The 26,852-nt window shown below is 46.5% G+C and carries 12 protein-coding genes and 1 pseudogene; 11 read left to right on the forward strand and 2 right to left on the reverse strand.

The annotated features are described in order from the left end of the window. Positions 1-53: 53 nt before the first annotated feature. From SAPGRDRAFT_RS15610 to SAPGRDRAFT_RS15650, 9 genes are all read left to right on the forward strand, one after another. Positions 54-1,649, forward strand: a complete 1,596-nt coding sequence (locus tag SAPGRDRAFT_RS15610) for an RAMP superfamily CRISPR-associated protein (protein ID WP_002660210.1) — start codon at positions 54-56, stop codon at positions 1,647-1,649. A gap of 181 nt (positions 1,650-1,830) precedes the next feature. Continuing rightward, complete coding sequence (locus SAPGRDRAFT_RS15615; protein ID WP_002660211.1) at positions 1,831-2,322, forward strand: TIGR04423 family type III CRISPR-associated protein; 492 nt, start codon at positions 1,831-1,833, stop codon at positions 2,320-2,322. 1 nt (position 2,323) lies between these two features. After that, positions 2,324-4,729: a TIGR03986 family type III CRISPR-associated RAMP protein gene (locus tag SAPGRDRAFT_RS15620; RefSeq protein WP_002660212.1), complete on the forward strand. Its 2,406-nt coding sequence runs from the start codon at positions 2,324-2,326 to the stop codon at positions 4,727-4,729. A gap of 66 nt (positions 4,730-4,795) precedes the next feature. Continuing rightward, entirely contained in the window at positions 4,796-6,094 is a 1,299-nt protein-coding gene (gene csx2 / locus SAPGRDRAFT_RS15625) for a TIGR02221 family CRISPR-associated protein (protein WP_002660213.1), read from the forward strand. Positions 6,095-6,154: 60 nt separating this feature from the next. Then, positions 6,155-6,673: a hypothetical protein gene (locus tag SAPGRDRAFT_RS15630; RefSeq protein ID WP_037350357.1), complete on the forward strand. Its 519-nt coding sequence runs from the start codon at positions 6,155-6,157 to the stop codon at positions 6,671-6,673. Between the two features lie 3 nt (positions 6,674-6,676). Then, positions 6,677-8,026, forward strand: coding sequence for a TIGR02221 family CRISPR-associated protein (csx2, locus tag SAPGRDRAFT_RS15635; RefSeq protein WP_002660214.1), 1,350 nt, complete (start codon positions 6,677-6,679; stop codon positions 8,024-8,026). Positions 8,027-8,406: 380 nt separating this feature from the next. Continuing rightward, positions 8,407-12,960 (forward strand): gliding motility-associated C-terminal domain-containing protein, encoded by a 4,554-nt coding sequence (locus SAPGRDRAFT_RS23770; protein ID WP_002660215.1) that lies wholly within the window; start codon positions 8,407-8,409, stop codon positions 12,958-12,960. A 372-nt stretch (positions 12,961-13,332) separates the two neighbouring features. Beyond that, complete coding sequence (locus SAPGRDRAFT_RS15645) at positions 13,333-14,856, forward strand: PorP/SprF family type IX secretion system membrane protein (RefSeq protein ID WP_002660216.1); 1,524 nt, start codon at positions 13,333-13,335, stop codon at positions 14,854-14,856. Between the two features lie 99 nt (positions 14,857-14,955). Further along, the gene (locus tag SAPGRDRAFT_RS15650; RefSeq protein ID WP_002660217.1) at positions 14,956-15,795 is read left to right on the forward strand and encodes a TPM domain-containing protein; all 840 of its coding nucleotides are present in this window, start codon (positions 14,956-14,958) and stop codon (positions 15,793-15,795) included. A gap of 3 nt (positions 15,796-15,798) precedes the next feature. Here the strand turns inward: SAPGRDRAFT_RS15650 and recF are convergent, their stop codons facing one another. Beyond that, complete coding sequence (gene recF, locus SAPGRDRAFT_RS15655) at positions 15,799-16,917, reverse strand: DNA replication/repair protein RecF (RefSeq protein WP_002660218.1); 1,119 nt, start codon at positions 16,915-16,917, stop codon at positions 15,799-15,801. Continuing rightward, the gene (locus tag SAPGRDRAFT_RS15660; RefSeq protein WP_002660219.1) at positions 16,918-18,309 is read right to left on the reverse strand and encodes an ABC transporter permease; all 1,392 of its coding nucleotides are present in this window, start codon (positions 18,307-18,309) and stop codon (positions 16,918-16,920) included. A gap of 612 nt (positions 18,310-18,921) precedes the next feature. Between SAPGRDRAFT_RS15660 and SAPGRDRAFT_RS15665 the strand changes: the two genes are divergently transcribed. Both SAPGRDRAFT_RS15665 and SAPGRDRAFT_RS23155 read left to right on the forward strand, forming a co-directional pair. Next, a complete protein-coding gene (locus SAPGRDRAFT_RS15665; RefSeq protein ID WP_002660221.1) occupies positions 18,922-25,944 on the forward strand; it encodes a T9SS type A sorting domain-containing protein in 7,023 nt (2,340 codons plus the stop codon). A gap of 579 nt (positions 25,945-26,523) precedes the next feature. Beyond that, a pseudogene (locus SAPGRDRAFT_RS23155) lies at positions 26,524-26,852 on the forward strand (tetratricopeptide repeat protein); the annotation flags it as partial.

Consider the following 26,852-nt stretch of genomic DNA (forward strand, 5'->3'; position numbering starts at 1 on the left):
GCTAGCAGTTTTATTGTATCTGCTAAGCGCTCTATCCTAAATCATCTGAACTTATGTCTAATCGAAAATATTGTTATCAAGCTTTTGTCATTTTAGAGGCGGCTAGTCCTTTAAGAGTGGGCACAGGCCATAGAGAAGGTATACAGGATAATCCTATTTTAAGAGATGCCTTTCAAATTCCTTATATCCCTGCTACGAGTTTGGCAGGAGTGCTCCGTCATTTGCATCAAGAGGTAGAGGGAAAAACAACATCTACTATCTTTGGATCTGCGGCTAATGCGTTAGAAAGTGATAAAACGGGAAGTCGTATAGAATTCTCTTCTATGCATTTAGTTTTAGGCCAAGAGGCTAGCCAGTGGCGGGTTGCTGATGGGGTAAAAGCTATTCATGAACTGAAGGCGCCTTTGGACCAGCATTATCGCACACAATTTAGAGAGCATGTCCGCATTAACCATAGAGGCGTAGCGGATAAGGAAAACCATGGAAAGTTTGACTCGGAGTTATTGCCCAAGGGCAGTCGCTTTGCTTGTCAGATTAGTTTTTGGCCCGAGCAGGAGGATCCTGCTGCCTGGGAGGAAGTTCTTCAGTTATTACAGCATCCTCTGTTCCGTTTGGGGGCTGGGAGTCGCAAAGGCTTTGGACAAATGAAGCTCGTTGCGCTTTATGAGCGTCAGTTAGACTTTAGCCAAGAGGAAGATATGGATCGTTATCTTCAAACCTCGGCTTGTTTAGATAAGCATCCTACAGCACTGTATAATAAGCGTAGCTTGGCTACTTTGGACTATAATGAACTTAAGCATTATCAGTTGCAGCTAGAGGCTGAGGACTTTGTCCTTTTTGGTGGCGATTTTAATATGGAAATATTTAGCGATCTGCTTAAGAAAAGTGATAAGGAGTTACAAAAGGGCGCATTGCCTGACTTTAGTCCGAAGCTTGAAAATATCATAGCTTGGGATGGCCCAAGAATTCAAGAAAAGGAGGTGTATTTATTTCCTGCAACCTCAATTAAGGGCGCAATTGCGCATCGATTTGTTTATCATTTGAGACGCTTAAAAGAGGACTATATTGATCATCAGGCAGAGAGTTTTGAGGAAGAAGAAAATCAGTTGTCTGCTATTCAGAATCATTTAGAAAGATTGACTGATTCTGCTTATGCTGCAGGCTTAGAAGAAATTAAAGCTGATTTAGAAAAGTTGAAGGAGGTGGAGCGGGAATTAGTTTTTTTAGCGGAAGGCCTACAATCTTCAGTTGGAGGAGCATACTTAGAGCAAGCGGTTAAGTCTTTATTTGGCTTAGCTGCTAAAGAAGGAGAGTCGGGCCAAGAGGGGCAGAGAGGACGTCTGTTATTGTCAGATGTATTTTTGACCAAAGATAAGGTGAGTAAAAAGATCTTTAACCATGTAGCCATTGATCGTTTTACGGCTGGAGCATTGGATCAAGCGCTTTATTCTGAAGAGGTCTTGGCCTTAAAAGAAGGGATTCGACTTGATTTATATGTAGAAAAGGCAGCTTTTGAGAGGGATCCTCTCATTCAGCAGGCTTTTGAGGCTGCGCTTAAGGACTTAGTGAGTGGGCATTTGCCCTTAGGTGGAGGCGTGATGCGCGGACATGGCCGAATGAAGGGCGAGATCCAAACGACGCAGGCTTAATGGCCCTTAAAGAGCGGGCCGAAGGCCCGCTAAAGCGGCAGCGCTGGTAGTGGGTGGCCCGCAGGGCCAGACCCAAGCCGCCAAAGGCGGCTGCAGGGCCGAGCGAATAGCGAGCCCACGGACATAGCGCCCCGAAGGGGGCCGCCCAAATCATTATTAGATCAAGAATAGAAAAGCAAAGATGAGTACAAAAATATATACGGCCATTAAGGCTGAAGATTGGGAGCAGTATGTTGGCCAAAAATGTGAGGGCTATTTGTGGTGGTCAAACCGACAGAAAGCAGACCATTATAAAGAGGTTCCTGCTTGGCCTAAGGGCTTGCATCCTTTTGTGGTAGAAGGCGCCTTTTATTTGAAAGAGCAAGATTTGAGCTTAAGTATCCGCTTTTTGAATGGGGCTTATGAAGTAACCGCCATTGATTTGGGTGCTGCTGTTTTGGTAAATGATGAGCAGTTAACTACAGGAGCGCCTTATCAGAAGGTAGGGCATGAGTGGAGAGAGCAAAAAGGAAAAAATAATGTTGTTCAAATGTATGAAATTTGGAAATTAGAAGAGAGTGCTTGTTGGGTAGTGAAGGATGATTTTCAAGAAGATACAACAGCTACTGTAAAAGAATATCGTCCATACGTATGGGCTTTTGCTGGATTTAAAAACCCAAAAAACGAACAATAAGATGAGTAATTATATAAAAGCGCCGTACAATTTTGTGCCAGTAGAGGAGAATGTATTTTACCCTGCTTGGTCGCAGTATTTGAGTCATGATGCGCCATTTAGCGATGGGAAATCGGGCTATATTGAGGTGGATATAGAAGCCAAGCAACCTATCTTTATTGCGGATGGTCGATTGGGCCAGCGAGCAGAAGGGCAAAAATTATCTTTCTTTTCTCATGAGGGGAAGTATATGGTTCCAGGCAGCTCTTTTAAGGGGATGTTGCGGGCCGTTGTAGAGGTTATGAGCTATGGAAAGTTGGGAATTTTCAATCAGCATCAGTTTGCCTTTAGAGATTTGAACAATAAGCCATTGTATATGAATCGAATCCGTCAGGATAATCGTCCGATTCAGGCGGGTTGGTTGCAAAAGCAAGAAGATGGTCGTTATCTACTAACGCCTTGTGGTGAGCCTGGACGAATTAGCTTTGGGGATATTGATCGTGCGTTTGGGACCAATATGGTAGACTATTTTGTGAAGGGAGGAAAGAAAAATAGTCTTTATGATAGAAATAAAGATGAGCATAAAGCAGCTCGTTTTAAGTATAAAACTTTTTCTCAGATAGGTGCTGCTGAGACGACATATACTTTTGTACCTACCAAAAAGGGGTATACCTTAGCCGGATATAATGATCCTAGAGGTATGAAAGGTGTTTTAGTCTTTACGGGACAACCTGGTTTACGTCAAGAGAATAGAGGACGAAGAAGTACCGGAAAGGGCAAAGAATTCATCTTCTTTGAAACAGGTCGAGCTGAAATAGAAGTAGGTCCTGAAGTGATTGAGAGCTTTAAGCAGGCTTATTTTGACTATGATGAGAATAGACAAACTGTAGACTGGAAATACTGGTCGAAGGAATTGAAGAAAGGTGAGCGAATTCCTGTTTTTTATAATACTGATGGAGTGAAAGAAGTGGCGCATTTGGGCTTGTCTTACCTTTATAAGTTGCCTTATGACTATGGAGTAGCCGACTTAGATCCTAGTAAAACAGTAGAGAACTTTGATCGTTTGGATATGGCCGAGTGTATTTTTGGTTGGGTGCCTAATGCAGCAGCTGGGGATAAGTCGGGCTATCAAGAACTAAAAGGAAGGGTACAGGTTGGGCATTTGAAAGCGGTTGGGAGTCCTAGCCTTGGTGATTCTGTTACTGCGGTTTTGTCTAGCCCTAAGGCTTCTTACTATCCTAATTACATTGCTCAACATTTAGATTTAGCCAACCATTTGGCAGGACGCTACTATAATACCTACAACAATAAGGATGCGCATATTTCTGGACGAAAGCGTTATCCCTTGAGGACCAATAAAATTTTAGAAAACAAAGGTACCGATAATGTAAGTACAGGTTTTCATCCCCTAAAGGCATCTAGTCAATTCAAGGGACGGATTTACTTTCACAATTTAAGAGAGGTAGAATTAGGTGCTATCTTATCTGCCCTGACCTTTCATGATAGTGCAGACCAGTACTGGCATCAGATCGGTATGGGTAAGCCCTTGGGTTTGGGAGCTATACAGGTAAATGCCAAGCTATTTTTAGATGGTCAGGAAGCAGCAGATGCAGCTTTAGATGCTATGGGCTCTTTTGAGGCTTGTATGCTCCAGCATGATGCTAATTGGTTGAATTCAGCTAGTATTGTAGAGCTTTTGAGTATGGCTAAGGCAAATCTCTATATGGATGATGATTTGGGCTATATGGTCATGGATCAGCAAGGCCGTCAAAATCACTTTAAGGAGGCCAAAAATAAGAATGAAGGCTTAAACCGCTATTCTATTTTGAGTGGGGAAGAAGAGGGCTTATTACCCTTGAGTCGAGGCGAAGCCCCTGCTGAATTTGGTGCTGAAAAAGATAAGCTTTCGCAGAAAATCCAAGAACAGCAAAAGCAGCTAAAGGACCGAAGAGAACAGCTCTATGCTCTTCTAGCCATAAAAAAAGAGCAGGCTGCTCGAGAAAAAGATCGAGCGGATCGACGCCGAGAGGAAGCTGAAGCACAAGAAAAAGAACGTCAAAAACGAGCCGCAGAAATAGCCGCCAAACAAGCTGAAATAGCGGCCAAACAGGCTGCTCTTAAGAAAGCAGACGAGGAGCGAAAGGCCAGAAAACGAGAGCAAGCGGCCAAAAAAGGACTGGATCCTGTCAAGGAGAAAACCCAGTTAGGGCAGGTGCGTACTGTTGTTAGTCAGTTTATCAAAGCCAGTGGAGAGAAAACCCTTGCCGAGGAATATTGGGAAGAGCTAAAAGAGAATTTAGCTATAGCTTATTCCAATAGCCCTAAAGGAAAGCAAAGGGAATGGAAAAAGAAATTGGCGAAGGAACTCAGCAACTGGCTAGGCGACTCTGCCACCGCAGAAAACTGGGCAAAAGAAATTTTGGGATAAAACAACAAAAAAGGCCAAGGACTATAACTGCCTTGGCCTTTATTTTTTACTTAAAAACTTAGAGATATGGGACGTAAGGTGTTTTTGTCTTTTTTGGGGACGAATAACTATTTAGCATGTAATTATGAAAATAGCAAGGGTAAGATTGAAAATGTACGCTTTGTACAGGAAGCAATTCTTCAATTAGAGTGTAGTCAATTTACAGAAGAGGATAGGGTGTTTGTTTTTTGTACTGCAGAAGCAAGGAAGAAAAATTGGGTAGACTTAGATGAAGAAAAGGGGCTAGGGCAGGACCCAGCTAGACTTGCTGATCCTGTTCTAGATAGAATAGGTCTGTATAGTCGTTTAGTGGAGTTGAAAAATAGTGGTAAACTGCAGGCAACTTTTGATCAAGAGCCTATTTTTATTGAGGATGGTTTTTCTGAGCAAGAAGTTTGGAAGATTTTTGAGGCTGTTTATAAGGTCTTAGAAGAAGGAGATGAGGTTTATCTAGATATTACCCATTCTTTTCGATTTATGCCTATGTTGTCCATAGTACTAATGAATTATGCAAAGCTTTTAAAAGGGGTAACCATAAAAAGCATTTCTTATGGAGCTTTTGAAAAGCTGGGACCAGCTTATAAACTCAAAAGTGTTCCTGTAGAAGATCGTAATGCTCCTATAGTTGATATCTCTAGTTTTGCAGAATTGCAAGATTGGACTAATGCTGTTCGTGAGTTTAAAAAATATGGAAAAACTGAGAGCTTTGTGTCACTAGCAGCAGGAGCATACAGTGAACTTGCAGAAAAAATAAAAGCTGTGGAGCAGTCTATAAATACAAATAGAGGAAGACGTATTTATCAAGGAGATATTTTTAAGGAGTTGAATCAAGTCTTAGACAGACTAAAAGAAATAGATCCTAAACCATTGCAGGATTTAGTAAGGATTATACAAAATAAGGTTAGTGAATTTGATGGACATAAGACATTAGACAATGGAAAAGTGGCAGTTGAATGGTGTATTGACCATCAGATGACACAACAGGGGATAACCATTTTAGATGAATTGGTTACTAGTGTTTTATGTGAAAAAATATACGGGTCTAAAAGTATCAAAAATGCTTACAAGAGGAATTTGGTGAATGCTATGTTTTATGTTGTGAAAGATAATTTACCTGTTAGTAAGTGGAGCGATGTGTTGAAGGGTAGAGACGCTGAAGTAAATCAATTTAGGGATATTGTAGATTTAGAACTTGTTGAGTTGAAAAGAGATCTTTCATTATTAAGAAATGACATAAATCACAGTGGGTATACTAAAAATAATAATCCAGATAATTTTGATACAGAACTAGTGTCTATCTATAACAAAATAAAGCGCTTTTTATAGATATTAAATAATTTCCCTATCTTCAACCATACAAGTATTGAAACACAAAAAAATACCACTATGGCGAAGAAATACATCAGCTACAACGAAGAGCTAGCCAGAAAGCTACAAAAAAAGTTTGGCCTTAAAGAGACAACGATTCGGGTATGGAAACACCGCCAAGGGATCCCCGAGCGATATGCCGACCCCAACTACCAGCCCCGAACCGTTGCCTCTAAAAGCCAGCTCAAAAATTGTCGCCATTTTTTGGCCCTCAGCTTTATCAATCGTAGCCAGTTTGAGGGGATCCCCGCCCATACCCTCAACGATTTTATGAACTCCGATAAGCATAATACCCTGGCCCTACTACAGGCCGAGCAATTACTCAACCATCGGAAATTCATCAAAAAAGAACTCAAAAAAATTATTCATAAACAAGACGGCGATGCCCTAGCGGCTATCCTCCAACTCCCCTTTATTCGCCCCACGATCCTGCTCGCTAGCCATTATGCTAGCCTGCGCCATCGCTTCGATAAACTGAAAAATGAGGACTGGGAGACGATCAAGCCCCTATTGCAAACCGCCTTGGACCAACTTTAAGCAATGAATCAGAAGAAAAAGGTTTTTATCTCGTTTTTGGGAGTGAACACTTATAGAGAAAGTAAATACTACTTTAAAAAAGATCGGTCAGATATTTTTGGCGAAACGCCTTATGTTCAGGAAGCAATTATTCGTCAATGGCCTTTTGCCGAAAACGCTTTGAATCAAGAGGGGGCCGAAGTACTTATTTTCACAACAAAGGCGGCCTATGAAAAAACCTACACTCAAAGAATTACATCTTTTGCAAATAAAGAAAGAAACACTCCTGACAAATTTGAAGAGGATGGCCTAGAATTCAAACTCCAAAAATTAGTAGAAGAGGGGCTGATCCAAAATTTTGCTCATAGAGAAATTCAGGATGGCTTTTCAGAAGATGAAATCTGGTCTATCTTTGATGTTATTGTCAATAATATTGATGAGGGGACTGAACTTTACTTTGATGTAACTTATGGATATCGCTTTCTACCTTTGCTAACTCTTAGTTTGATTAACTACCTTGCAGCAGTGAAAAACTGTGAACTTAAGGCACTTTTCTACGGAAACTTTGAATCTGGACAAGCTGAAAATGAAGCCAAGGGATTGGGACGGACTGCCTTGGTTACTGCGCCAATTCACATCCTAACCAATATCGTAGAACTCAACCAATGGACCGACGCCGTAGAAATGTTCACTAAGGCCTCTTACCCCGACGAATTGGCCAATCTAATTAAAAAGGAAAATCCCAAACTAGCTAGTGATGTACAAAAAGTTGCGGACGCTATATTAAACTGTCGTGGACATCAACTAACTCAAGAAGTTGATATTGACAGAATCAAGAATGATATCAATAACTTGGATGGAGATGAGCAGATTAGTCACCAACTTCGCCCTATCTTAAAGAAAATTGATGATAAATTAAGTACACTTGGCAACTCAACAACTCTAAAAGGTTTTCATGCTGTAGAATGGTGTATCGAGCATAATATGGTGCAACAAGGTTATACGTTTTTATTAGAAACAACAATTAGTTGGTTAATCGAGGAGACAGAAGGTGCTCGCTATATCAATAGGGAAGACTATAGAGAAATTGCAAACGGAGTTTTGAACAAAATTAGTGCAAATCGCCTTCAGCTCAGAGCTTCTAGAAGAAATAGTAACTTATCAGAAGATAAGGTTAAAGAGATCGCTAGAAGCATGGAGAGAACTATTGCTCCAAATAGGCTTCACCTAACGTCTAACTATAAAAAAATGACAGGAACGGGTAAGCGAAACGATATTAACCACTGTGGATATAAGAATAATTATGCTACAGTTGGAGCACTTAAAAGAGATTTGAAAAACATTAGTGATGCAATTATTAGTATTGTTTCATAACTAACCTCATCTGGGGCTGCCCCTCGCTTCGCTCGGGTCGCTCCCTTCCGGGCTCGCAAGTCTGCTCGGCCCCGCGGCGCCAAAGGCGCCTAGGTCTGGCCTTCGGCCCCCCTACAGGCAGCTCAGCCTGCGGCGGCTTCGCCACCTGCAAAACCGCAAAAAGCGCATGGAAATCTCTTTCCTTGCGCTTTTTTTATGTCCCAAATGTACTTTTTCTTCTAAAGCTTTATCAAAAATATAATGCTTCCAAAATATAGAGGATCAAAAATGCCGTACTATAGAATTTCCTACGGCTATTAGCCGCAAACTATTTTATTTTCTCAATTAAAGCCACTATATTTAATTTTGTCTTAATAAATTTTTAACAGAATAGAACCTCTATGAAGAAAATAACTACACTGGGCTTACTCTTACTGACGAGCCTGTTTTTTTCCTCTCTGCTCTCCGCTCAATGCGCCTACATTTATGTAGATCCCGCAGGAACAGCCCTAGGAGATGGCTCAGAGGCTAACCCTATGGACCTGCAAACGGCCCTAGATGAAGCCTGCCTCCAAAATCGAAAACATATCCGACTACTTGCAGGTACCTACAACCTATCCAATAAAATGATAATCGATTGCGACGAACTGATTATCGACGGAGATTGGGAAATCCTCAATGGTGTGGGCCGAAAGAATTCTAGCCTAGCCACAACAATCAATATTAACTCGCCTCTAGAAACCGCTCCCTATGATGGGGGCGCAGGAACTTTGGTGGGCTATCATATCGGTATCGAAGCCATTAACTTTAATGACTTTCAAATCCTAGATCTAGAGATTAACGTCAAAAATGGTGGCGTAGCAGGTACCGTCTCTGGCACAACCGGCAACCGCGGAAACTCGGTCTATGGCTTCTATTTTCGCAATGCCAATAACTGGCATATCGAAAGAGTAGTCATGAATACAGGACAAGCTAGCCGAGGAACAAATGGTACCCAAGGCGCTGCCGGATCCAATGGTGTCGCTGGCGGTACAGGAACCGAAGCCCAATGTAATGACGATTGTACTACAAACCGCGGTGGCCGTGGAGGAAATGGTGGCGGTGGCGCCGCTGGTGCCCCCACAAATATCGACGGAAGTTGCCAAAATGCTGGTCAAATAGGAAGTAACGGCACCGCAGCCACAGGCCGCAATGGCGGTGGCGGTGGCTCTGGTGGAACCGGTGGCGCAGAAGATAATCGAGGCGCCCGGGGTGGTGCTGGTGCTGCCGGTGGTGGTGGCGCTGGCGGAACCTTTGGCGCTGGCTCTACAGGCTCTAATGGTGGAACTGGCGGCGGAACTTGTAGCCAAGTAAATGCCCAATCTGGTAGCCCCGGCCAAAATGGCACTAACGGAACTAATGGCGCCGCTTCGCCTATCTCCAATACCTTCGACCTCTTCTGGCTGCCCGCTGGACAAGGTGCTACTGGTACTGCTGGTACCGGTGGTGGTGGCGGCGGCGGCGGCGGCGGCGGCGGTGGCCAAGGTTGCTTCTTTTGTACTGACGGTACTGGCGGCGCTGGCGGCGGCGGCGGTGGCGGTGGCCAAGGGGCCCTAGGCGGTACTGGCGGTTGGGGCTCTGGTAGCTCTTTTGGCCTCTATGCCTACGCAAGTAATGGCTCTAGCAATAACCTGAGTCTAAACCCAGCTGCTGCCGCTGCTGCTGGTACTGGCGGTGCCGCAGGCCTTGGCGGTAACGGTGGCGCAGGCGGCCTACTCGGCGGCTCTAATGGAGGCCTATTGGGCTGCTCTACCTGTGAAGTGGGGGTCGGTGGACTCGGTGGCCGTGGCGGAAATGGCGGAAATGGCGGTCGCGGTGGCGATGGCGCCGATGGCCGCTCAGAGACAGTCCGTAGCGTTAACGGAAGCGCTCTTACGGCAACTACTTCTGCTGGTATTACCCAAATTATTACCGCTCAACCCCTAGAAGGTTGTACCAATTCCGAAATCCTAATTACTAAGGATGGCGGTACCTGGTCTTTGCCCGCAGGCGCTAGCTTTATCAATGACCTAAATAGTACAACTTCTAGCTATGATAATAGCTCGGCGACCGCAATTATTAGCTATACAGCTACTGGTCCCCAAAGTACTGGCCTAAACGCTACCGCCTATGACGGTATGGTCCAAATGAATACGAATAGACCCTTAGCCGCTTTTGCCTCTTCTATGCTGACCGACCTCTGTGAAGGAGAAACCTTCTTTATGAGTAGCTCGGCCCTAGGAGTAGAGTACCAATGGATTATTTTTGAGGCGGGAACAAATGTCAATACTCCCGTAGCCGCCTTTACTACTCAGGTGGCTAGCTGGATGCCCCCAAGCTTAGGAACCGTGACCAACTATAGCGTTCGCCTACGTGTGCGCACAGAATGCTGCGGCTGGTCCGCTCCCAATTATTTCAATTTTACGGTCAGAGATGCCGCTCCAGCCCCTACGGCTACTGGCACCACAATCTGTGCCGGAGAAACAGCAACTATCTCGGCGACCGCTATCAATGGTGGAACACTGAGCTGGTTTGAGGACCCCCTAGGCCAAATTCTATTGCAAACAGGCCCCGGCCCAGTAGATACCTATACCACTGATCCCCTTAGCCAAAATACGGTCTTCTATGTGAGCGAAGGAACTGCTAGCTGCCCCGGCGGAATCACTTCCGTTTCTGTGCAAGTAGATCCACTTCCCGCTCAACCCGCCGCTGCTGATGTAGAGGTCTGCGCAGGAGCCGACGCTATCCTCAATGCTACCGGTTCTGGTACTGGCGACCTGGTGTTCTATGATGCTAGCCAAACAGAATTTACCCGCCAAGCTATGAGCTTAGCTACGCCTAATGCTAGCCATAATTTGGGCCCCTTGGCCGCGGGAAGCTATACTTATTATGTGGCAGAGGATGATGGGAATTGTGTTTCTCCTCTCCGCCTAATTGCTGTTACTGTAAATGCGCTGCCCACTAGCCCCGCCACTACTGGCGCTACTATCTGTGCTGGCGAAAGCGCTACTGTTTCGGCAACTGGCAACAATATTAGCTGGTATGCCGATGCCGCTCTAACGAACCAAGTTGGTGCAGGCAATAGCTACAACACACCCGCATTGACGAGCAATACTACTTTTTATGCTGTAGAAACTAATGCTAATGGCTGTACTTCTTTGTCCGCTGCGGCTTTGGTTACTGTAAATGCGCCACCCGCTGCGCCTAGCGCAACAAATGTAACCATTTGCCAAGGCGAAAGCGCTACCTTCAATGCTACGGGAACTGGCGCCATTTCTTGGTATGCCGATGCGACTGGAAGCATGTTGTTGGCCCTTGGCAATAGCTATACTACGGCCAATTTGCAACAGTCTACTACTTATTATATGCAGGCCGTAAATGCCAATGGCTGTGCTTCTGCATTTACGCCCGTTACGGCTATCGTGAGCCCTTTGCCTTTGGCCCCCGCAGCTTCTGCGGCAAGCATCTGTGAAGGCGATGATTTGATCATTACCGCCTTGGGCTCTGGTACTGGCGATTTGGTGTTCTATAACAATAACCAAACAGAGGTTAACCGCTTTAGTATGACTGCTGGAAATAATAGCGCTAGCTATAATGTTGGAGCTTCGCTTGCAGGCAACTACAATTTCTTTGTTCGAGAAGAAAATGCAGCTTGTAGCTCGGCCCCCACAGCTGTTTTGGCCAATGTTCAGGCCAGTCCCGCCGCTCCTACGGCCTTTAATGATAGCCCCGCCTGCGAAGGCGAAGAGGCTTTCCTGCAAGCTAATAGCAGTGCTGGCGCTACTTACAGCTGGACCGGCCCCAACGGATTCGTATCGAGCAACCAAACGATCCAATTGACGGATCTGACTCCCGCTCAGGCTGGATTCTACTATGTACAGGCTTTTGTAGGTGGCTGTGCCTCTGCCTTGGATTCTACCGAACTACAAGTTTTGGCCGCTCCTCAGTTAGTGGGCCCGATTAGTAGTAATGCGCCCCTTTGCGAGGATGAAACCCTCAATTTGGGAATCAATGCACAGATGGGCTGGACCTATGCCTGGACTGGCCCCAATGGCTTTACCGCCAATCAAGCTAGCATCAGTATTCCAGAGGTAACTGAAGTAGACCATCAAGGATTTTATACGGTAGTGGCGACCGATAATGTAACTGGCTGCCAATCGGCTCCTTTGGCCAGTTTGGTCCAAATTAACCGCCTACCACAGCCCGGTATGGCCTTTAGCAATAGCCCGATTTGTATTGGCCAAGACCTGCAGTTGTCGGTGCCCGCAGTCCTTAATGCGAGCTATAGCTGGACCGGCCCCAACGGCTTTAGCTCTACAGATCGTACGCCCGAAATTACAGAGGCAACCGCCGATGCCGCTGGCGTTTATACGGTCCTCGTTACCGTAGATAACTGTAGCAGCTTGCTAGAAGTAGAGGTAGAGATAAATACTTTGCCCAATACCAGCATCATCGCCGATACGACCATTGAGGAGGGCGAAATGCTCCAATTATACGCTACAGGCGGTATCCTCTACCAATGGAGCCCCGCCGATTACCTCAGCTCTAATGCTACGCCTACGCCTGTTTTCTCTGGCGCTCCCGTTGGTGTATATACCTATAATGTGAGCATTCAGGATGCTACGGGCTGTGCCGCTACCGAAAAGGTGGAAATTGAGGTGACTCCTCGTACCGATTTAGTGGTGGTGGATCTCTTTACGCCCAATAATGATGGAATCAACGATTATTGGCGGATTGATTTTCTCCAGAACTTTGAGCCTTATACCATTCAGGTCTTCTCTCGGGGGGGGCTAGAGGTGTTCCGCTCTACGGCCTACAATAATGATTGGGATGGTACGCACTATAAAACGGGCCAAAAGCTTCCAGAAGGTACCTATTATTATGTCATCCAAGCCAACTTTAAGGAGTTTACTGGAGCAGTGACCATTAAGCGTTAATTTTTGTTTTTTGGGGCCTCCGCAGCTTCGCTGCGGCGCTACGTTTCGGGGCTCGCTATTCGCTCGGCCCTGCGCCAGCAAGCTGGCTTGGTCTGGCCTAGGGCCACCCCTACACATCGCTAGGCCTGCGGCCCTGTCGGGCCTGTAGGAGGTGGAAATATCTCTAGCGGCCGTTAGGCCGAATGGACTAGCGATGGGGAGCAGGGCCGCCAAAGGCGGCCGACCCAGCGGGCAAAGCCCGCGCAGGGCCGAGCCCGCGCAGGGCCGAGCAGACCTGCGAGCTGCGTACCGTAGCGCCTGCAGCCCCAATATAAAGGGCTGCAGGAGGCCCCAAAAACATTATTTTAAAGGACAATAGAAATCTAAATATAGATGAAAGGAATTTATAAACTAGGGCTTTCTCTGCTGATGGCATTGGGCCTACAAACGGCTAAGGCACAGCAGTTGCCGGTTTTTGGCCATTATATTTACAACCCCTACCTCTATAATCCGGCACGGACGGGGGACCAAGGTTTGGGGAGCCTGAACCTCAATATCAAGCGGCAGTGGACCAGCCTGCCTTATGCGCCGCTTACCGCCGCTTTTTCCGCCGAAGCGCCCATCCAGAATAAGAAAATGGGCCTAGGCGGTATGCTGTATACCGACCAAACGCATATTATTCGGAAGGTGGGCGGCTTGGCCTCTTATGCCTATCATATTCCCTTTTCGGAGGACGGTAGCCATGGCTTATCGGCGGGATTGTCGCTGGGTTTGGTCAATCAACGCTTTGATTTTCAATCGGCAGATGTAGAAGATGAAAATGATCCCGAAATTTTGGGCGACCAAGCGCAGGGAACCGCTTTCGACTTTAATATGGGCCTAAATTATCGCTGGAAAAAGCTAAATATCGGCTTGTCGATGCTGCAAGGCCTCAATAACCAAATTCGCTTTTTGGATGCCCTGGAAAGAGAGGTCAGCTATGTGAATACCCGCCATTTTATGGCTTCTGCAGGCTATGAATTTGCCTTGGGGGAAGAGAAAAAATTCTTTATTCGCCCGGTCCTCATGACTCGAATTGTGCCCGGCTTGCCCCTGCAAATAGAAGGGAACCTGCTTTTTGGCTGGAAACAACTGCTTTGGGGAGGTTTTGCCTACCGCTCTAGTAATAATGAAACCGCTACTTCGGCCATTATTGCTACAGTAGGCGTGAATGTGCAAAAGCAAATGTTTTTTGCCTATAGCTTTGAGATGGGAGCCGATGCCAGCCTGAATAATGCCCTAGGCAATCAGCATGAGTTTATGTTGGCTTATCGCTTTAAGGAGCGGAAGCAGAAAAACGAAAAGCTCGAAAGTGAAATCGAGAAAATGAAATCTCGTGAGCTCGATATGCTGCAACGGATGGACCAGCAAGGAAAAGGCTTGGACAGCCTGCGTCAAGCACAGGCTGCAGCTGCAGCCGAGAAAGCCGGCATGCAAGAGCAGCTCAAGCAGCAGGCCAGCCTACTTACTGAACAGCAAAAGGTGATGGCCAAAAACAAAAAGGATATCGAGGAGCTTCGTCAAGCCATTAAGGAGCAACCCATGATGTATGATAAAGTAGGCTCCATTTACTTTAAGCAAGGGCAGGCGCAACTCACTGGCGAAGAAAAAGCCAAGCTAGAGGCCCTAAAGCAAGTCTTTGCCGATCAGCCCAAAGCCATGCTCTACCTTTTTGGAAATGCAAGCACCGATGGCGATCCCGCCAAAAACCTCAAGCTCTCTAATGAGCGTTGTATTGTGGTGCGCAAATATTTGATCAATTTGGGCCTAGACCCTATGCGCATTATGGTTTTGCCCATGGGAGAAGACAACAGCCTAAAAGGCGATGATCAGATAAACCCCAATGACCGTCGGGTAGACCTCATTTTGTCTGAATAAGCCAAGGAAGTGCCCTTAATTTTTTGGCCAGTAGTGGAAAGCTCCGCTACTGGCCTTTTTTTCTGCCCAATTGAGTACTTTAGCTAAAACCAATTTGCTATGTCCACTTTTCGCCTACTTATTTTCTTCCTCCTTTTTGCGGCCAGCCTTTCGGCCCAATATCCCGCCGCCCCAGATCCCATTGCTTATGTAACAGATTTAGGCGATTTCTTGACAGAAGAAGAGGAGCTCAATTTGTCTAGGGTGTTGCTTAATCAATACCGAGAAAAAGGCCAAGTTCAGCTTGTGGTGGTCACGGTTCCCGATTTGGGCGGCCAAAGCGTAGAACAATACGCCCAAGGCCTAGCCGAAAGCTGGGGCATTGGCGAAAAAGACTGGAATAATGGGGTTTTGCTGCTGCTCAGCCGAGCCGAACGAAAGGTCCGCATTGAACTAGGCTATGGGATGGAGGGCCAAATTACCGACCTAGAAGCGAAAAGAATCATTGATGAAAAACTTGTCCCTTATTTAAAAAATGGCGACTATTACGATGCCCTTTTGGTAGGTTCAGAAGCCATTTTGCAGGTTTTTGATGAAGGCTTTTCTTCTGAAGCATTAGCCAAAAGAAAAAAGGAAAAACGAGAGGCTTTAAGACGAGAAAATGAAGAGCGAAGGAAATCAACATTCTGGCTAAGGACATTTAGAACTTATGGGCCATTTATTCCCTTTTTGCTTCTCCTGATCCTGTGGCTTTGGGGGGCTAGCCAAAAGGGAAGTAGCAGCAGCCGAACCTACAGAAATGACCGAAAAGGTTATTCCCCAAATTCCTCCTCTTCCTCTAGCTATAGCGACTATTCTGATTACTCCGACTACTCGGATTATTCGGACTACTCCGATTACTCGGACAGTAGCTTTGGTGGCGGAAGCTTTGGCGGGGGCGGGGCTAGTGGAGATTGGTAGGGCTTAGCCTTCTTTTATCCCGCCATTTTCAATTAAAAATAGCTTGAAATCGGCCCGATAACGCAAACTATCTAGTAGTTCTAATAGGCGGTTTTCATGGGTGTCGCTAATAAATACTTGGCCAAAATCTTGGCTCATCAATAGGGCTAATAATTGACTTACTCGCTGCGCATCTAGCTTATCAAAAATATCGTCTAGCAATAGAATAGGCAGCTTTTGGCTGCTGGCCTTTAGGGCCTGATATTGGGCCAATTTTAGGGCCAATAAATAGGATTTGAGCTGCCCCTGAGAGGCAAATTGCTTGAGCCTTTGCCCCTTCATCCCAAAGACTAAATCATCCTTATGTGGCCCTACCGTCGAGCGCTGAAACTGCATGTCTTTGCGCCGATGCTCTCGCAAGAGCTCTGCAAAATCTTGCTCCAAAAGGGGAGAGCTATAGCGCAAACTCACTTCCTCTTGTCCCTTAGATAATTGGGCATAAACTTGCTGAAAAACGGGCTGCAGCGCAGCAATAAATTTTTTTCGGGCCGAAACAATGGCCTGAGCTGGCCCCAATAACTGCTGGTCATAGCTGTCGAGCAAAATAGGGTCGGGCTGGGCGGGATAATCTACCGATTTGAGCAGGGCGTTCCGCTGCTTGATGAGCTTGTTGTATTGCATCAATTGATGCAGGTAGTGGGGCGACTCCTGACTCAAACTCAGGTCCATAAAACGACGCCTTAATTCGCTGCCCTCCAACATCAGTTTGTTGTCATCTGGAGCAATGAGGACCAAAGGATAACGCCCAACATGATCGGCCAAACGCTCATAGGGCAGGCGGTTGCGTTCAAATGTTTTTCGCTTGCCCTTGGCCGCCTTTACTACAATTTCTTCGCTTTCTTCTCCTCGCTCAAATTGGGCCTGCAGCCGAAAAAAATCTGCCTCAAAACCAATCAAATAACGGTCTCTACTCACAAAGTTGCTTTTGCCCAAACACAACAAATGAATGGCATCTAGCAAGTTGGTTTTGCCCATGCCGTTTTGGCCCAAAATACAATTGAGCTTGGGCGAAAATTCAAATTGACTATCCCTATAATTTTTAAAGCCCTGCAAACGCAGGGCTTTGAGCTGTTGGCTACGCATCTAGTTTTCCGATAAGGTCTTAGAAATATCTTGACTGTAGGCTTGTATGGCCGGAATGATACTGGCCAAAATCCCCAAGCCCAAAACAGCAAAAAAGAGCCAGGTTTCTCCCGCCAAGATGCGCCAAGGGTCTACACTATAGCGGTAGGTTTCTTCTATATAACCGGCCAAAACACCCATGCCCAAATGACTAATCAAGAGGCCAAAGAGCGCCCCAAATAGGGCCACCAAAATGCCCTCCAATAAAAGCATGACCAATAGCTGCCCCGCCGAAGCCCCCATGCTACGCATTAGGGCCAATTCATATTTGCGCTCCTTGATCGAGTTGTATAAAGAAATAAACATGCTCAAGGCCGAAATAATAATGATGATGGCCGCCAAATAGTAAAGCAGCTGCGCCCCCATCCCCATATTGTCCATCAAGCGACGCAACTCAAAGGCAGGTACGGCATAACCTAGCTCTTCCAAACCTTCGGTTTCATCAATGATTTTAGGCAACATGGTAGAGGCCATGGCCGAGGTTTTTCCCTCCGAATCTTTGGCGTAGCGAATCAATACCGCCGTGATTTCTTTGCCCTCTTCCGAAATAGGGGCTAGTGCTGCTGTATGCTCATGGCCCTCATGGCTGTGCTCATGCTCTTCGTGATTATGCTCGGCCTCCCCATGATCGTGTCCCTCATGGCTGTGCTCATGCTCTTCGTGATTGTGCTCGGCTTCCCCATGATCATGTCCCTCATGGCTGTGTTCTTCGCCTTCTTCATGCTCATGATCATGGCTTTCATGCACTCGCCAAACGGAGGCCACATTGGTCAAAATCAGCTGGTCCAAAACGGTTTGATTGGCCTCAAAAATGCCGACTACGGTATAAGCGGCATTTTCATGAATGTGTATGCTTTCGCTTTCTAGACCGTGGGCCCCAAAAAAGGTATCGCCAATTTTGAGCCCTAGTTTTTGGGCCACTTTGGCGCCTAGGGTCACCTCCAAATCTTGGCTAAATAGCTTTCCTTCGGCCAATTGGACGTTATAGTGTTGGCCCAGTTGCTCGTCTGTCCCCACAATCCGAAAACCTTCATAGCTATCGCCTAGGGCCAGGGGAATGGCGGCCTCGATATAGGGGTTTTTTTTCATCCAACGGACCTTGGCCAAGGGAATATTTCCCGTGGGCACATCAATATGATAAACCGAAGACAAGATCATTTGCAGCGGGCTCCCTTTGGCCCCCACCACCATATTGATGCCCTCAATATTTTTATACAGTCGCTCTTCCATCTGCTGGTTGAGCAGCAAAAGCAAACTGCTTAGCCCTACGCCTAGGGCCACCAAAACCAAGCTCAAGCCCGTATTCAATGGGCGGCTCAATAGACTCTTCCAAGAAATCTTAAATATGTTCATAAACTAAAGTAGAGGGTTGCTAATGTTTTTTTGGGGCTGCCCCAGCCTGCGGCTGGGTCGGGCTGTTTCGCAGCTCGCTATTCGCTCGGCCCTTCGGCGCAAAGCGCCTCGGTCTGGCCCTGCGGGCCACTGCTGTCCATCCCTCAGCCTGCGGCGGCTTCGCCGCCTGCTAGACGCAAGTAAAAAACGCAATTTTTAAGGAAGTTCAAAGCCTTGAGCCCTAAATAACGACCAAGAACTACCCCTAAAGGACCAAAAGGCCCTGCAGCCGCAGCCGCAAGCCTAAACTCAAGCTTTCCTTTAAGCGGCCACAACAAGAACTTTAGTTCGTCTTCGACGACTGAAGGGAGTAACTGATCTGAAAGGGAGCCGCAGCTGCAAGCCCAAACGCTAGCCCCTCCGTTGAGCGGCCTAGCGATGTGTAGCAGTGGCCCTTAGGCCAGACCCAGCGGGCGCAGCCCGCGCAGGGCCGAGCGAATAGCGAGCTGCGAAACGTAGCGCCCGCCGAAGGCGGGAGGCCCCAAAAAAATAACTATAAAAAATACAAAATACTTGCGTTAATGGATGGGGTTGTATAACTTAGGTATATGTTTAAAGTTAAAACCTCAATTTATGCGTAATTATTTACTGTATTTCTTGTTTCTCTTGCCTTTGGGGCTTTGGGGGCAGGCTTGGCCAGCTAACTCTTTTCCCATTTCGGGGGGCAGTTATCGGCTTTGTCCGGATAGTTTGTTGTTTGTTCTTCCTGCGGGGGGGAGTTTATATTTTCAGGCTCAGCATTTGGGCAGTGCGCCTGCATTTGGGGCCGATAGTTTGCAGTTGCATCAGCCGGGCGCCTATTTATATATAGATAGTTTGGGCCAGCCCCTATTTTTTGAGCTTTTGCCCATTTTGCAGCCGCCCAGTCAGTTGGAAGTTGGTGCATTTTGCCAGCAGGATGCGCGGGCGCTGGCCCCTCAATATTTTCATTATCGCTATTTTTTGTTGGACAGTCTGCCCGATCTTCGACTCCGAATTTATGAGGCGGGCCGGCTCTTGGAGCAGCGGCTATTATCGGCCAATGGGCCCGGCCATCATCAAGATAGCATTTTGCTGACTTGGGCCAGCGATAGCAGCCAGCTCTATTTTGGCCTCTCTTGGGAAAGCTGTGGGGGCCGCGACTCTATTGAGCAGTTTTTACCCAATTACCGCTCGCCCTTTGGGGGCTGGCAACTGCCTACTAGCTACGCCCTGGGCGATGATTCTCTCTATACTCCAGCGCTTTATAGCTTGCTAGATACGGGCTGGCAGAGCCAATTGCAATTGGGGCAGCAGCCTTTGGGACTCTTGCAACAAGACTATTATTATCCGCAATGGGCCGGCCAAGATAGCCTGCTGCTCTATATAGAAAAAGTAGGCTGCCGCTATAGTTACGACAGCCTGCTTAGGGTGGCTCCCGCCCCTAGCTTTGCTTGGCAAAATTTAGAAATTGGGGCGGCAGTAGGAGAGGCCTGTGTGGGGGATAGTTTGCGCTTTTATTGGGCCAATTTGCGGGCCGTTCCGGCTCAGATTTTACTGCGACAACTTAATGGGGATAGTCTGCTTATTCCTTTAGATAGCTCGCATTTGCAGGCGGGATCTATAGCCTACAAAGGGGGGCAAAATTGGCGGTCGGCCACTGTTTATTTATTGGATACAGCTGGGCAATATATATTAGAAGGCCCGCCGATTTTGATGCCTGATGTCAATTTGGCATTTAGTCCATTAAAAACCCCTATTTGTGCCAATGATCGGCTGTTGATTTATGCGCAGCCTTCGGGGGGGACCTTTTCTGCAGAGCAGTTGGACACCCTAGCTGGGCGAGCGGGAAATTGGCAGCCGAATTTTGCTTTAGTAGATGGAGACACCTTAAAGGCCGATGAATTTATTTTTGCCGACCCCAACCTAAATTATGGTCGGGCCAGTATTCGGTTGACCTACAGTTATTTGCCGACCTATAGCAATCAGCAGTTTTGTTCGGACAGTATTCGTTTAGCTGTAGAATATCCGATTATAGATAATCGCTTGAGTTCGGCTTTTTTGCCTCCTCAATTAGTGGGAAATAATATTGCTTTAGGCGATATTTTGCAGGACCTTCGTCCGGCGCCACAAACTGCCTATTTTACAGATTTGGACAGTAGTTTTTCGGGAACCTATGTACAGACTTATGGCAATATCGATTCTTTTTTGGTCAATTTATCGGCTAGTGGAGAGTACCCTGTAAATCTAGAATTGTCATCTTCGGGCTGTCAATCAGAAATAGCGTTAAACTTGTTTATTCAGCCAGAAGCTAGTATTCCTGATTTGCCCAGCGTTATTTGTACGGGGGCAGATACCGTTGTTTTTCATCGAGATAGCTTGTTTACCTATTCAGATTGGAGCAGAGATACTATTTTGCGGCGAAATTGTGTGCAAATTAGTGCTTCTTCTGGCGGCAGCTTGTTTAATCGGATTAGAGGAGCTGTGATTTACGATTGTCAGAATGTGCCTAGTGTCTTACGCAGCCGCAAGCGCAATGAGTTGATTACTGTAGCGGCTTATTCGGATCAAGGCGCCTTTAGTTTAAATGATATTTTGTCGGGGAGAGCACCTATTGCTGGGGCTATAAATGTGCCCAATAGTTACAATGGGCAACCTGAGGATTTCTATTTGAATATGGGGGCGCTTAATAACTTTTTGGCCTCCTCCAATGATAGTTCTTGTTATGTGGCCATGTTATTTAGAAGCATAGAAGAGCGGCAATATTTTAATGAGGAGGGGACCGCCTTGGATACGAGTCGTCAACCAACATATGATAGCAGTTATTTTGCGGCTATACAGCATGTAGAATTTGTAGATGTGGCCAATATTGGGATCATCGATAGCTTATTAGACCCTACTTATTGTTATAGCCAGCAGGCTTTTCCCTTGGCGGTACAGCCTGCTTATGAAACGGGTTATTCTAGGGTGAGTATTCGTCGTTTGGGTGGAACTGCTGGAATCAACTTAGTGGATGACATCATAGATATTTCGGCGGATCCTTATTTTCAGGATAGTGTAGATAGAGAATATATTGTTCGTTATGAGTACAATAAATACTATGGTTGTCAGTCGGGTTTGCAAGAAGATACCTTTAAGGTTATTGCGCCCTTGGTTTTAGACTTTAGTGGTCCACAAACTAATAATACCTATTGCGAAAATAGTCAAGAAGTTTATTTGAATGCTTATCCTACGGCCAATATGGGGTTATCTGCTCAGTTTGTGGGGCCAGGTATGGGCTATTTAAATAATGGTCAGCCGGCGTCATTGGCCAATACTTTTTCGCCTGTTTTGGCCGATACGGGGCAGCATACGATCAGCTATATTTTTACAGATTTGGCAGCTTGTGAGCACCGTATCGATAAAAGTTTTCGGGTACAGGCTGCGCCTGTAGTTCGTTTGCAAACCTTGGCGGGACCGCAAGATTTTTGTGCCAATGACACGGCTGTTGCTTTGGTGGGGCAGCCTTTTGGTGGACAGTATTTTGGTCCAACTATTTTAGGCGATAGCTTATTTCATCCTAATCAGGCCTACTTGCTAGATAGTGCAGCTGCTTCGGGTGGGGTACAGCTTTGGTATAGCTATCGTGATAGTTTGGGTTGTACTGCTACCGATAGTTTAGCCTTATCTATTTATCCACTGCCTACTCCAGAAATACTAAATTTAGCTCCTGCTTACTGTGCCAATGCTTCAGCTGTTTTATTGCAGGGGGGCGATCGTTCGGGCAATTTGGGGCAGGGGCAGTTTTTGGGGAGAGCTTTGAGCAATAATGTCTATCGGCCTCAATTGGCTGCAGCCCCTGAAGATACTGTTTATTATCGTCGGACAAATCAGTATGGTTGCCAGCGTGAAATTATGCAATTGGTCCAAATAGATTCTATACCTCAGCCGCAGATTTTGCAGTTGGATAGTCAGTATTGCTTGACCGAGCCATCTTTTGTCTTGCAAGGGCAGCCACAGGCTGGACCTCATGAGCAGGCTACATTTACTGGGGTTGGGGTCAATTTTATCAATGGTCAGTTTAGTTTTTCTGCTCAGCAAGCGGCAAATACAGCGGGTATTTTACAGCCCATAGCGCTTACTTACAGCTTTGTAGATAGCCGAGGTTGTCAGGGCCAAAATCAAGTCCAAACTCTGGTCAACCCATTGCCTCAAGCACAATTTAGTTTGGCCTCGGCCTATTGTGTAGATGCAGAGACAGATACTTTGTCTAATGGGGTACAAATGCAACAGTATGCCTTGGCTTATTTTCAAGCTGCAGGTATACAGGATAGCAGTTTAGGGTTGTTTTCTCCAGCTTTGGCGGCTCAGCAAGCAGGTTTTGGTTTGCAGCAGGTTCAGTTTTTTGTACAGGATAGTAATGGTTGTCAAAACAGCAGCACAGAGAGTTATATCTTAAATGATTTGCCTACAATCAATATTACAGGCTTGCCTGCTGCGCTTTGTAATCAAGGGACCGAGGTAGATATTAGAGCTTTTCCAGCTGGCAGTATTGGAAGCCAAGCTCAGTATAGCCATAATTTCCCAACGGCTAGTTTTCAGATTCGTTCTGCTTTGCAGGCAGAGGCCAGTTTGAGTCCGTCTCTTTTAGCACCTCAGTCTTATTTTTTAGCCTATGCCTATACCGATGTTAATGGTTGCCAGAATCAGGATACGGTTTTTACTACTGTTTTTGCTCGACCGCAGGCCCAAATACAAGGATTGGATACTAGCTATTGTGAGCGAGAGGATAGTATTTATATGCAAGGAAACTCCATTTACGGACAGTTTTCTGGACCAGGTGTTTTGCAAAATAGCAATATCTTTATTCCTGCTCGAGCTGCAGCTGGAAACCATCTAATTAGCTACCTAGTAGAAGAGCTACATTTGTTTCCTACAGCTCAAGATAGCCTGATCTGTAGTGATCTGGCCCAAATCCAAGTTCAGGTTCGGCCCAAGCCCAGACCCACTCTATTACAACCTACGGCAAATAGTAGCTTCTGTCTAACTAGCCCTAGCGAGCAACTTATTGGGGGAATTCAAAATACAGCTTTGCTACTAGATGCCAGCTATACAGGCAATGGCCTACGGCCCGAATATCTGCAAAGAGTAGATACGATGACCGTAAATGGGCAAACCGTGAATGTCATTGTTTTAGATACGATTTATCATTTTGATCCCGCCTTGGCTGGAGTAGGACTGCATGAACTACAGTTTACAGCTAGCAATATTTTTGGTTGCCTAGATTCTGTTAGCCATTTGCTACAGGTATTGGCTACCCCCAGCCCTAGCTTTGCTTTAGATAGCCAGTTTTGTGAGTCGGCTCCTCGCCAAATTCTATCGGCTAGTCCAGCAGGCGGTATTTTCTTCCTCAATGGCGATACACTACTCCAAAATGAATATCAACCCAATTCATTGTATCCTCAGCAGCCACTGAGTCAAAATCAGCAAGATACACTGGTCTATTTGGTCAGCAATAGTAGTTGCGAGGCTAGTGATACGCAGTTTGTTACTGTTTTTCCAAATCCTCAGGTTAGTTTTAGCCTGGCCCAAAATGTAGATGCTTTTTGTCTAGGCCAAAATGATAGTTTGCTTTTGCATCCCCAACCTTTGGGCGGCCAATTCTACGGCAATGGGGTGGCTTTTGGGCAGTCTTTATTCTTGGCCGACAATGCGGGTTTGGGCGAGCATATTATTCGCTATGAATATACGGATAGTCAAGGCTGTCAAGGAATTTACTGGGATAGCCTACGGGTGTACAGCCAACCCCGCTTGGCCTTGGATGCATCCGGGGGCTGTTTGAATGATGCTTATTTGTTTTGGAATAACGGTCCTTTGGGCCTAGGGGGCCTCTTTCAGAATCAGGTTTTTGATAGTATCAGCCAGGCTTATTGGCAGATAGGCGGGGGCTCTCCTATTACGGCTAGCTTATCGGCTCCCTTCGAGCTGGACAGTCTGTCCTATCAGTTTACACAAGCAGGCAGCTATTGGGCCAAGCTAATCGTCGAAAATCAGGGCGTTTGTTTGGTCAAGGATAGTATCCTAGTACAGGCCTCACCTAATGTTCAGCCCTCTGCGCAACTCCCTTATGCAGAAGATTTCAATCAGGATGATGGACAATGGCTAGCCGAAAGCCAAACGGGCTATTCCGATAGTTTGTGGGAGTGGGGCTTGGCCCAAGGGCAGCGAATCAACAGCCTACAAGATAGCGCCCATTTATCGCTTTGGGCCAGTCGTTTGTCTGCTCCTTATCCCGCCAATCAGAGTGCTTGGGTCTATAGCCCTTGCTTTGATTTGAGCCTTCTGGACCGCCCAATGCTCAGCCTCGATATTTTTGATGATACCGATGCGGGCAATGATGGAACCGTCATTGAGTTTTACGATCCTCAACTCTCGCTTTGGCGGCCTTTGGGCGATTTGGGGCAGGGCCTAAATTGGTACAATGAGGACATTATTGCAGGCCGCCCCGGCGAGCAGCAGCTGGCCCCCAGAGGCTGGTCGGGCTCAGGCGCAGGCTGGCAAACAGCCCGCTACGCCCTAGATAGTTTTCGACAGCAGTCTTTTCGCTTTCGGATTGCCTTTGGGGCCTTGGGCGTGAGCCCCACCGCCTATGAGGGCTTTGCCTTTGACAATATATTTCTGGGCAATCGCCGCAAAAAGGTCTTGTTAGAGTACTTTTCCAATTTGGGGCAGGCTGATTTGGGGGCGGCTTATACGCATCTCAATCAGTTGGTTTATCAGCCGCCTTTGGTGCATGATTTGGTCCTCATACAGTACAATACGGATTTCCCTAGCTACGATCCTTTTTACGCCCAAAACATGGCGGACCCCTCTGCGCGCTTGTTGTTTTATGGCCTGTCGGAGGCGGGGAAATTGGTCCTCAATGCTCGCCGTTTTAGCCAGTCGGCTCCCTTGGCCCTACAACTGCAAGCCATAGATTTGGAGAAAGATCGCTTAGCCGATCCGCTTATAGATATACAGGGGCAGTCTTTTATTCGGGCCAATGAGATAGAGCTACAGCTCTCGCTAGAGGCTTTGGGCAATTGGCAGCAGGCCAACCTCAAGCTTTATGTCGCCTTGGTCGAGGATTCGCTTTTTTATGATAATGGCCAGCCTTTGCATGCTTTTGTACGCAAACTTTTACCCGATGCAGCCGGTACAGAGTTGCCCGAAAACCTAACTGCGGGACAGTCGCTAAACTATAGCTTTAGCCAGCCTTTATCGCCAGATTGGCAGCCGCAGCAGCTACAATGGGTGGCCTTTGTTCAAGAGCAAACAGCCGATAGTAGCTTTATTCATCAGGTCTATAGCAGCCGAGATATTTCTATTTATTTGGGCCAAGAAGAAGCCCCCGAAGAGGCTGTTGCGCCTCAGTTATCGCTTTTTCCCAACCCCAATATTGGGCAGTTTCAGTTGTTGTTGGAGCAAGCCGCGGCGCAGGACGGAAGCTGGCAGTTGTACAGCCTTTTGGGCCAAACTATTGCTACTGGAAACTGGGCCCAAGGCCAAAAAGAACAACAGATAAGGATGCCGCAAACCGCTTTGTCCGGAACCTATATCTTGCGCCTGCAAATAGGAGATTGGCTGCTTCAAAAGAAGATCGTTTTTAGAGGGAACTAGGATTTGGGGCCTCCGCAGCAAAGCTGCGGCGCTACGTTGCGGGGCTCGCTGCTCGCTCGGCCCTGCGGCGGCTTTGCCGCCTTGGTCTGGCCTTCGGCCACCCCTGCACATCGCTAGGCCAGTCGCTTCACTCCTTCTAGACGCAGGAAATTAGTCCTGCTAGTTATGGGCCGATGGTTTCAACCATCGGCTCATTTTTGTTGCATTTAGTGTGCCCGCTTTTGTGGCTGTAGGTTTCAACCTACAGCCACAGTTAGCAGGCGGCAGGCCCCAAAAAAAGAAAAATAGAATACAGTTCTAACTGCTTAATAATGAGGTTTCTAGCTGTTTAGTTTGTAGTGAAAACAAGCTGTTTCGTAATTTTTTTTAAAAAAAACTAAAAATAAAGTTCACAAAATAAACTTAAGTGACATTAAGAGATAGGTCGCTGTTTTAGTAGATGACCGACTTTAATAAAATATTTTAACAGCTATGCCAAGAGTGGAGGCGCAAGTTGAAAATGGTTTTAATTGGAGGGCGTAGTTTTCCCAAAAGATTTCTTTCCCAAACCCATGGCCTAGCATGGGACAAAAAGACAGTATGAAAAAAAATGAGACCTTATTAATGGAGTTATTTGAGCTGGATGAGCTGACTGCTTGTCAGGAATTGGCCGAAAATTTAATGGCAGGAGGCGCCAAAAGCTCGGCGCCATATTATTATTGGGTGAAGGTGGAGCTCGAAAAAGAGTCGCCTAACTACTTGAATATCAAGCGTTGTTTGCAGTTGGGCCAAAAGCGTTCTGGGGGAAAAGGGCCACTGTATTTTTTGTTTGGCCAATTGATGGAAGGAGAGGGGCGCTATGATTTGGCGCTACATTATTATGAGCAGGGGCGAGGCGATGAGCAGGCAGATTTGGCCCAGGCCAAGTT

It is taken from the genome of Saprospira grandis DSM 2844, assembly GCF_000275825.1.
Classification (GTDB): domain Bacteria; phylum Bacteroidota; class Bacteroidia; order Chitinophagales; family Saprospiraceae; genus Saprospira; species Saprospira grandis_A.

Bases quoted from the DNA above. Each gene is read 5' to 3' on its own strand.
- csx2 (WP_002660213.1), top strand. From the start codon at position 4,796: ATGGGACGTAAGGTGTTTTTGTCTTTTTTGGGGACGAATAACTATTTA.
- SAPGRDRAFT_RS15630 (WP_037350357.1), top strand. From the start codon at position 6,155: ATGGCGAAGAAATACATCAGCTACAACGAAGAGCTAGCCAGAAAGCTA.
- SAPGRDRAFT_RS15650 (WP_002660217.1), top strand. From the start codon at position 14,956: ATGTCCACTTTTCGCCTACTTATTTTCTTCCTCCTTTTTGCGGCCAGC.
- SAPGRDRAFT_RS23770 (WP_002660215.1), top strand. From the start codon at position 8,407: ATGAAGAAAATAACTACACTGGGCTTACTCTTACTGACGAGCCTGTTT.
- SAPGRDRAFT_RS15610 (WP_002660210.1), top strand. From the start codon at position 54: ATGTCTAATCGAAAATATTGTTATCAAGCTTTTGTCATTTTAGAGGCG.
- recF (WP_002660218.1), bottom strand. From the start codon at position 16,917: ATGCGTAGCCAACAGCTCAAAGCCCTGCGTTTGCAGGGCTTTAAAAAT.
- SAPGRDRAFT_RS15660 (WP_002660219.1), bottom strand. From the start codon at position 18,309: ATGAACATATTTAAGATTTCTTGGAAGAGTCTATTGAGCCGCCCATTG.
- SAPGRDRAFT_RS15620 (WP_002660212.1), top strand. From the start codon at position 2,324: ATGAGTAATTATATAAAAGCGCCGTACAATTTTGTGCCAGTAGAGGAG.
- SAPGRDRAFT_RS15615 (WP_002660211.1), top strand. From the start codon at position 1,831: ATGAGTACAAAAATATATACGGCCATTAAGGCTGAAGATTGGGAGCAG.
- SAPGRDRAFT_RS15645 (WP_002660216.1), top strand. From the start codon at position 13,333: ATGAAAGGAATTTATAAACTAGGGCTTTCTCTGCTGATGGCATTGGGC.
- csx2 (WP_002660214.1), top strand. From the start codon at position 6,677: ATGAATCAGAAGAAAAAGGTTTTTATCTCGTTTTTGGGAGTGAACACT.
- SAPGRDRAFT_RS15665 (WP_002660221.1), top strand. From the start codon at position 18,922: ATGCGTAATTATTTACTGTATTTCTTGTTTCTCTTGCCTTTGGGGCTT.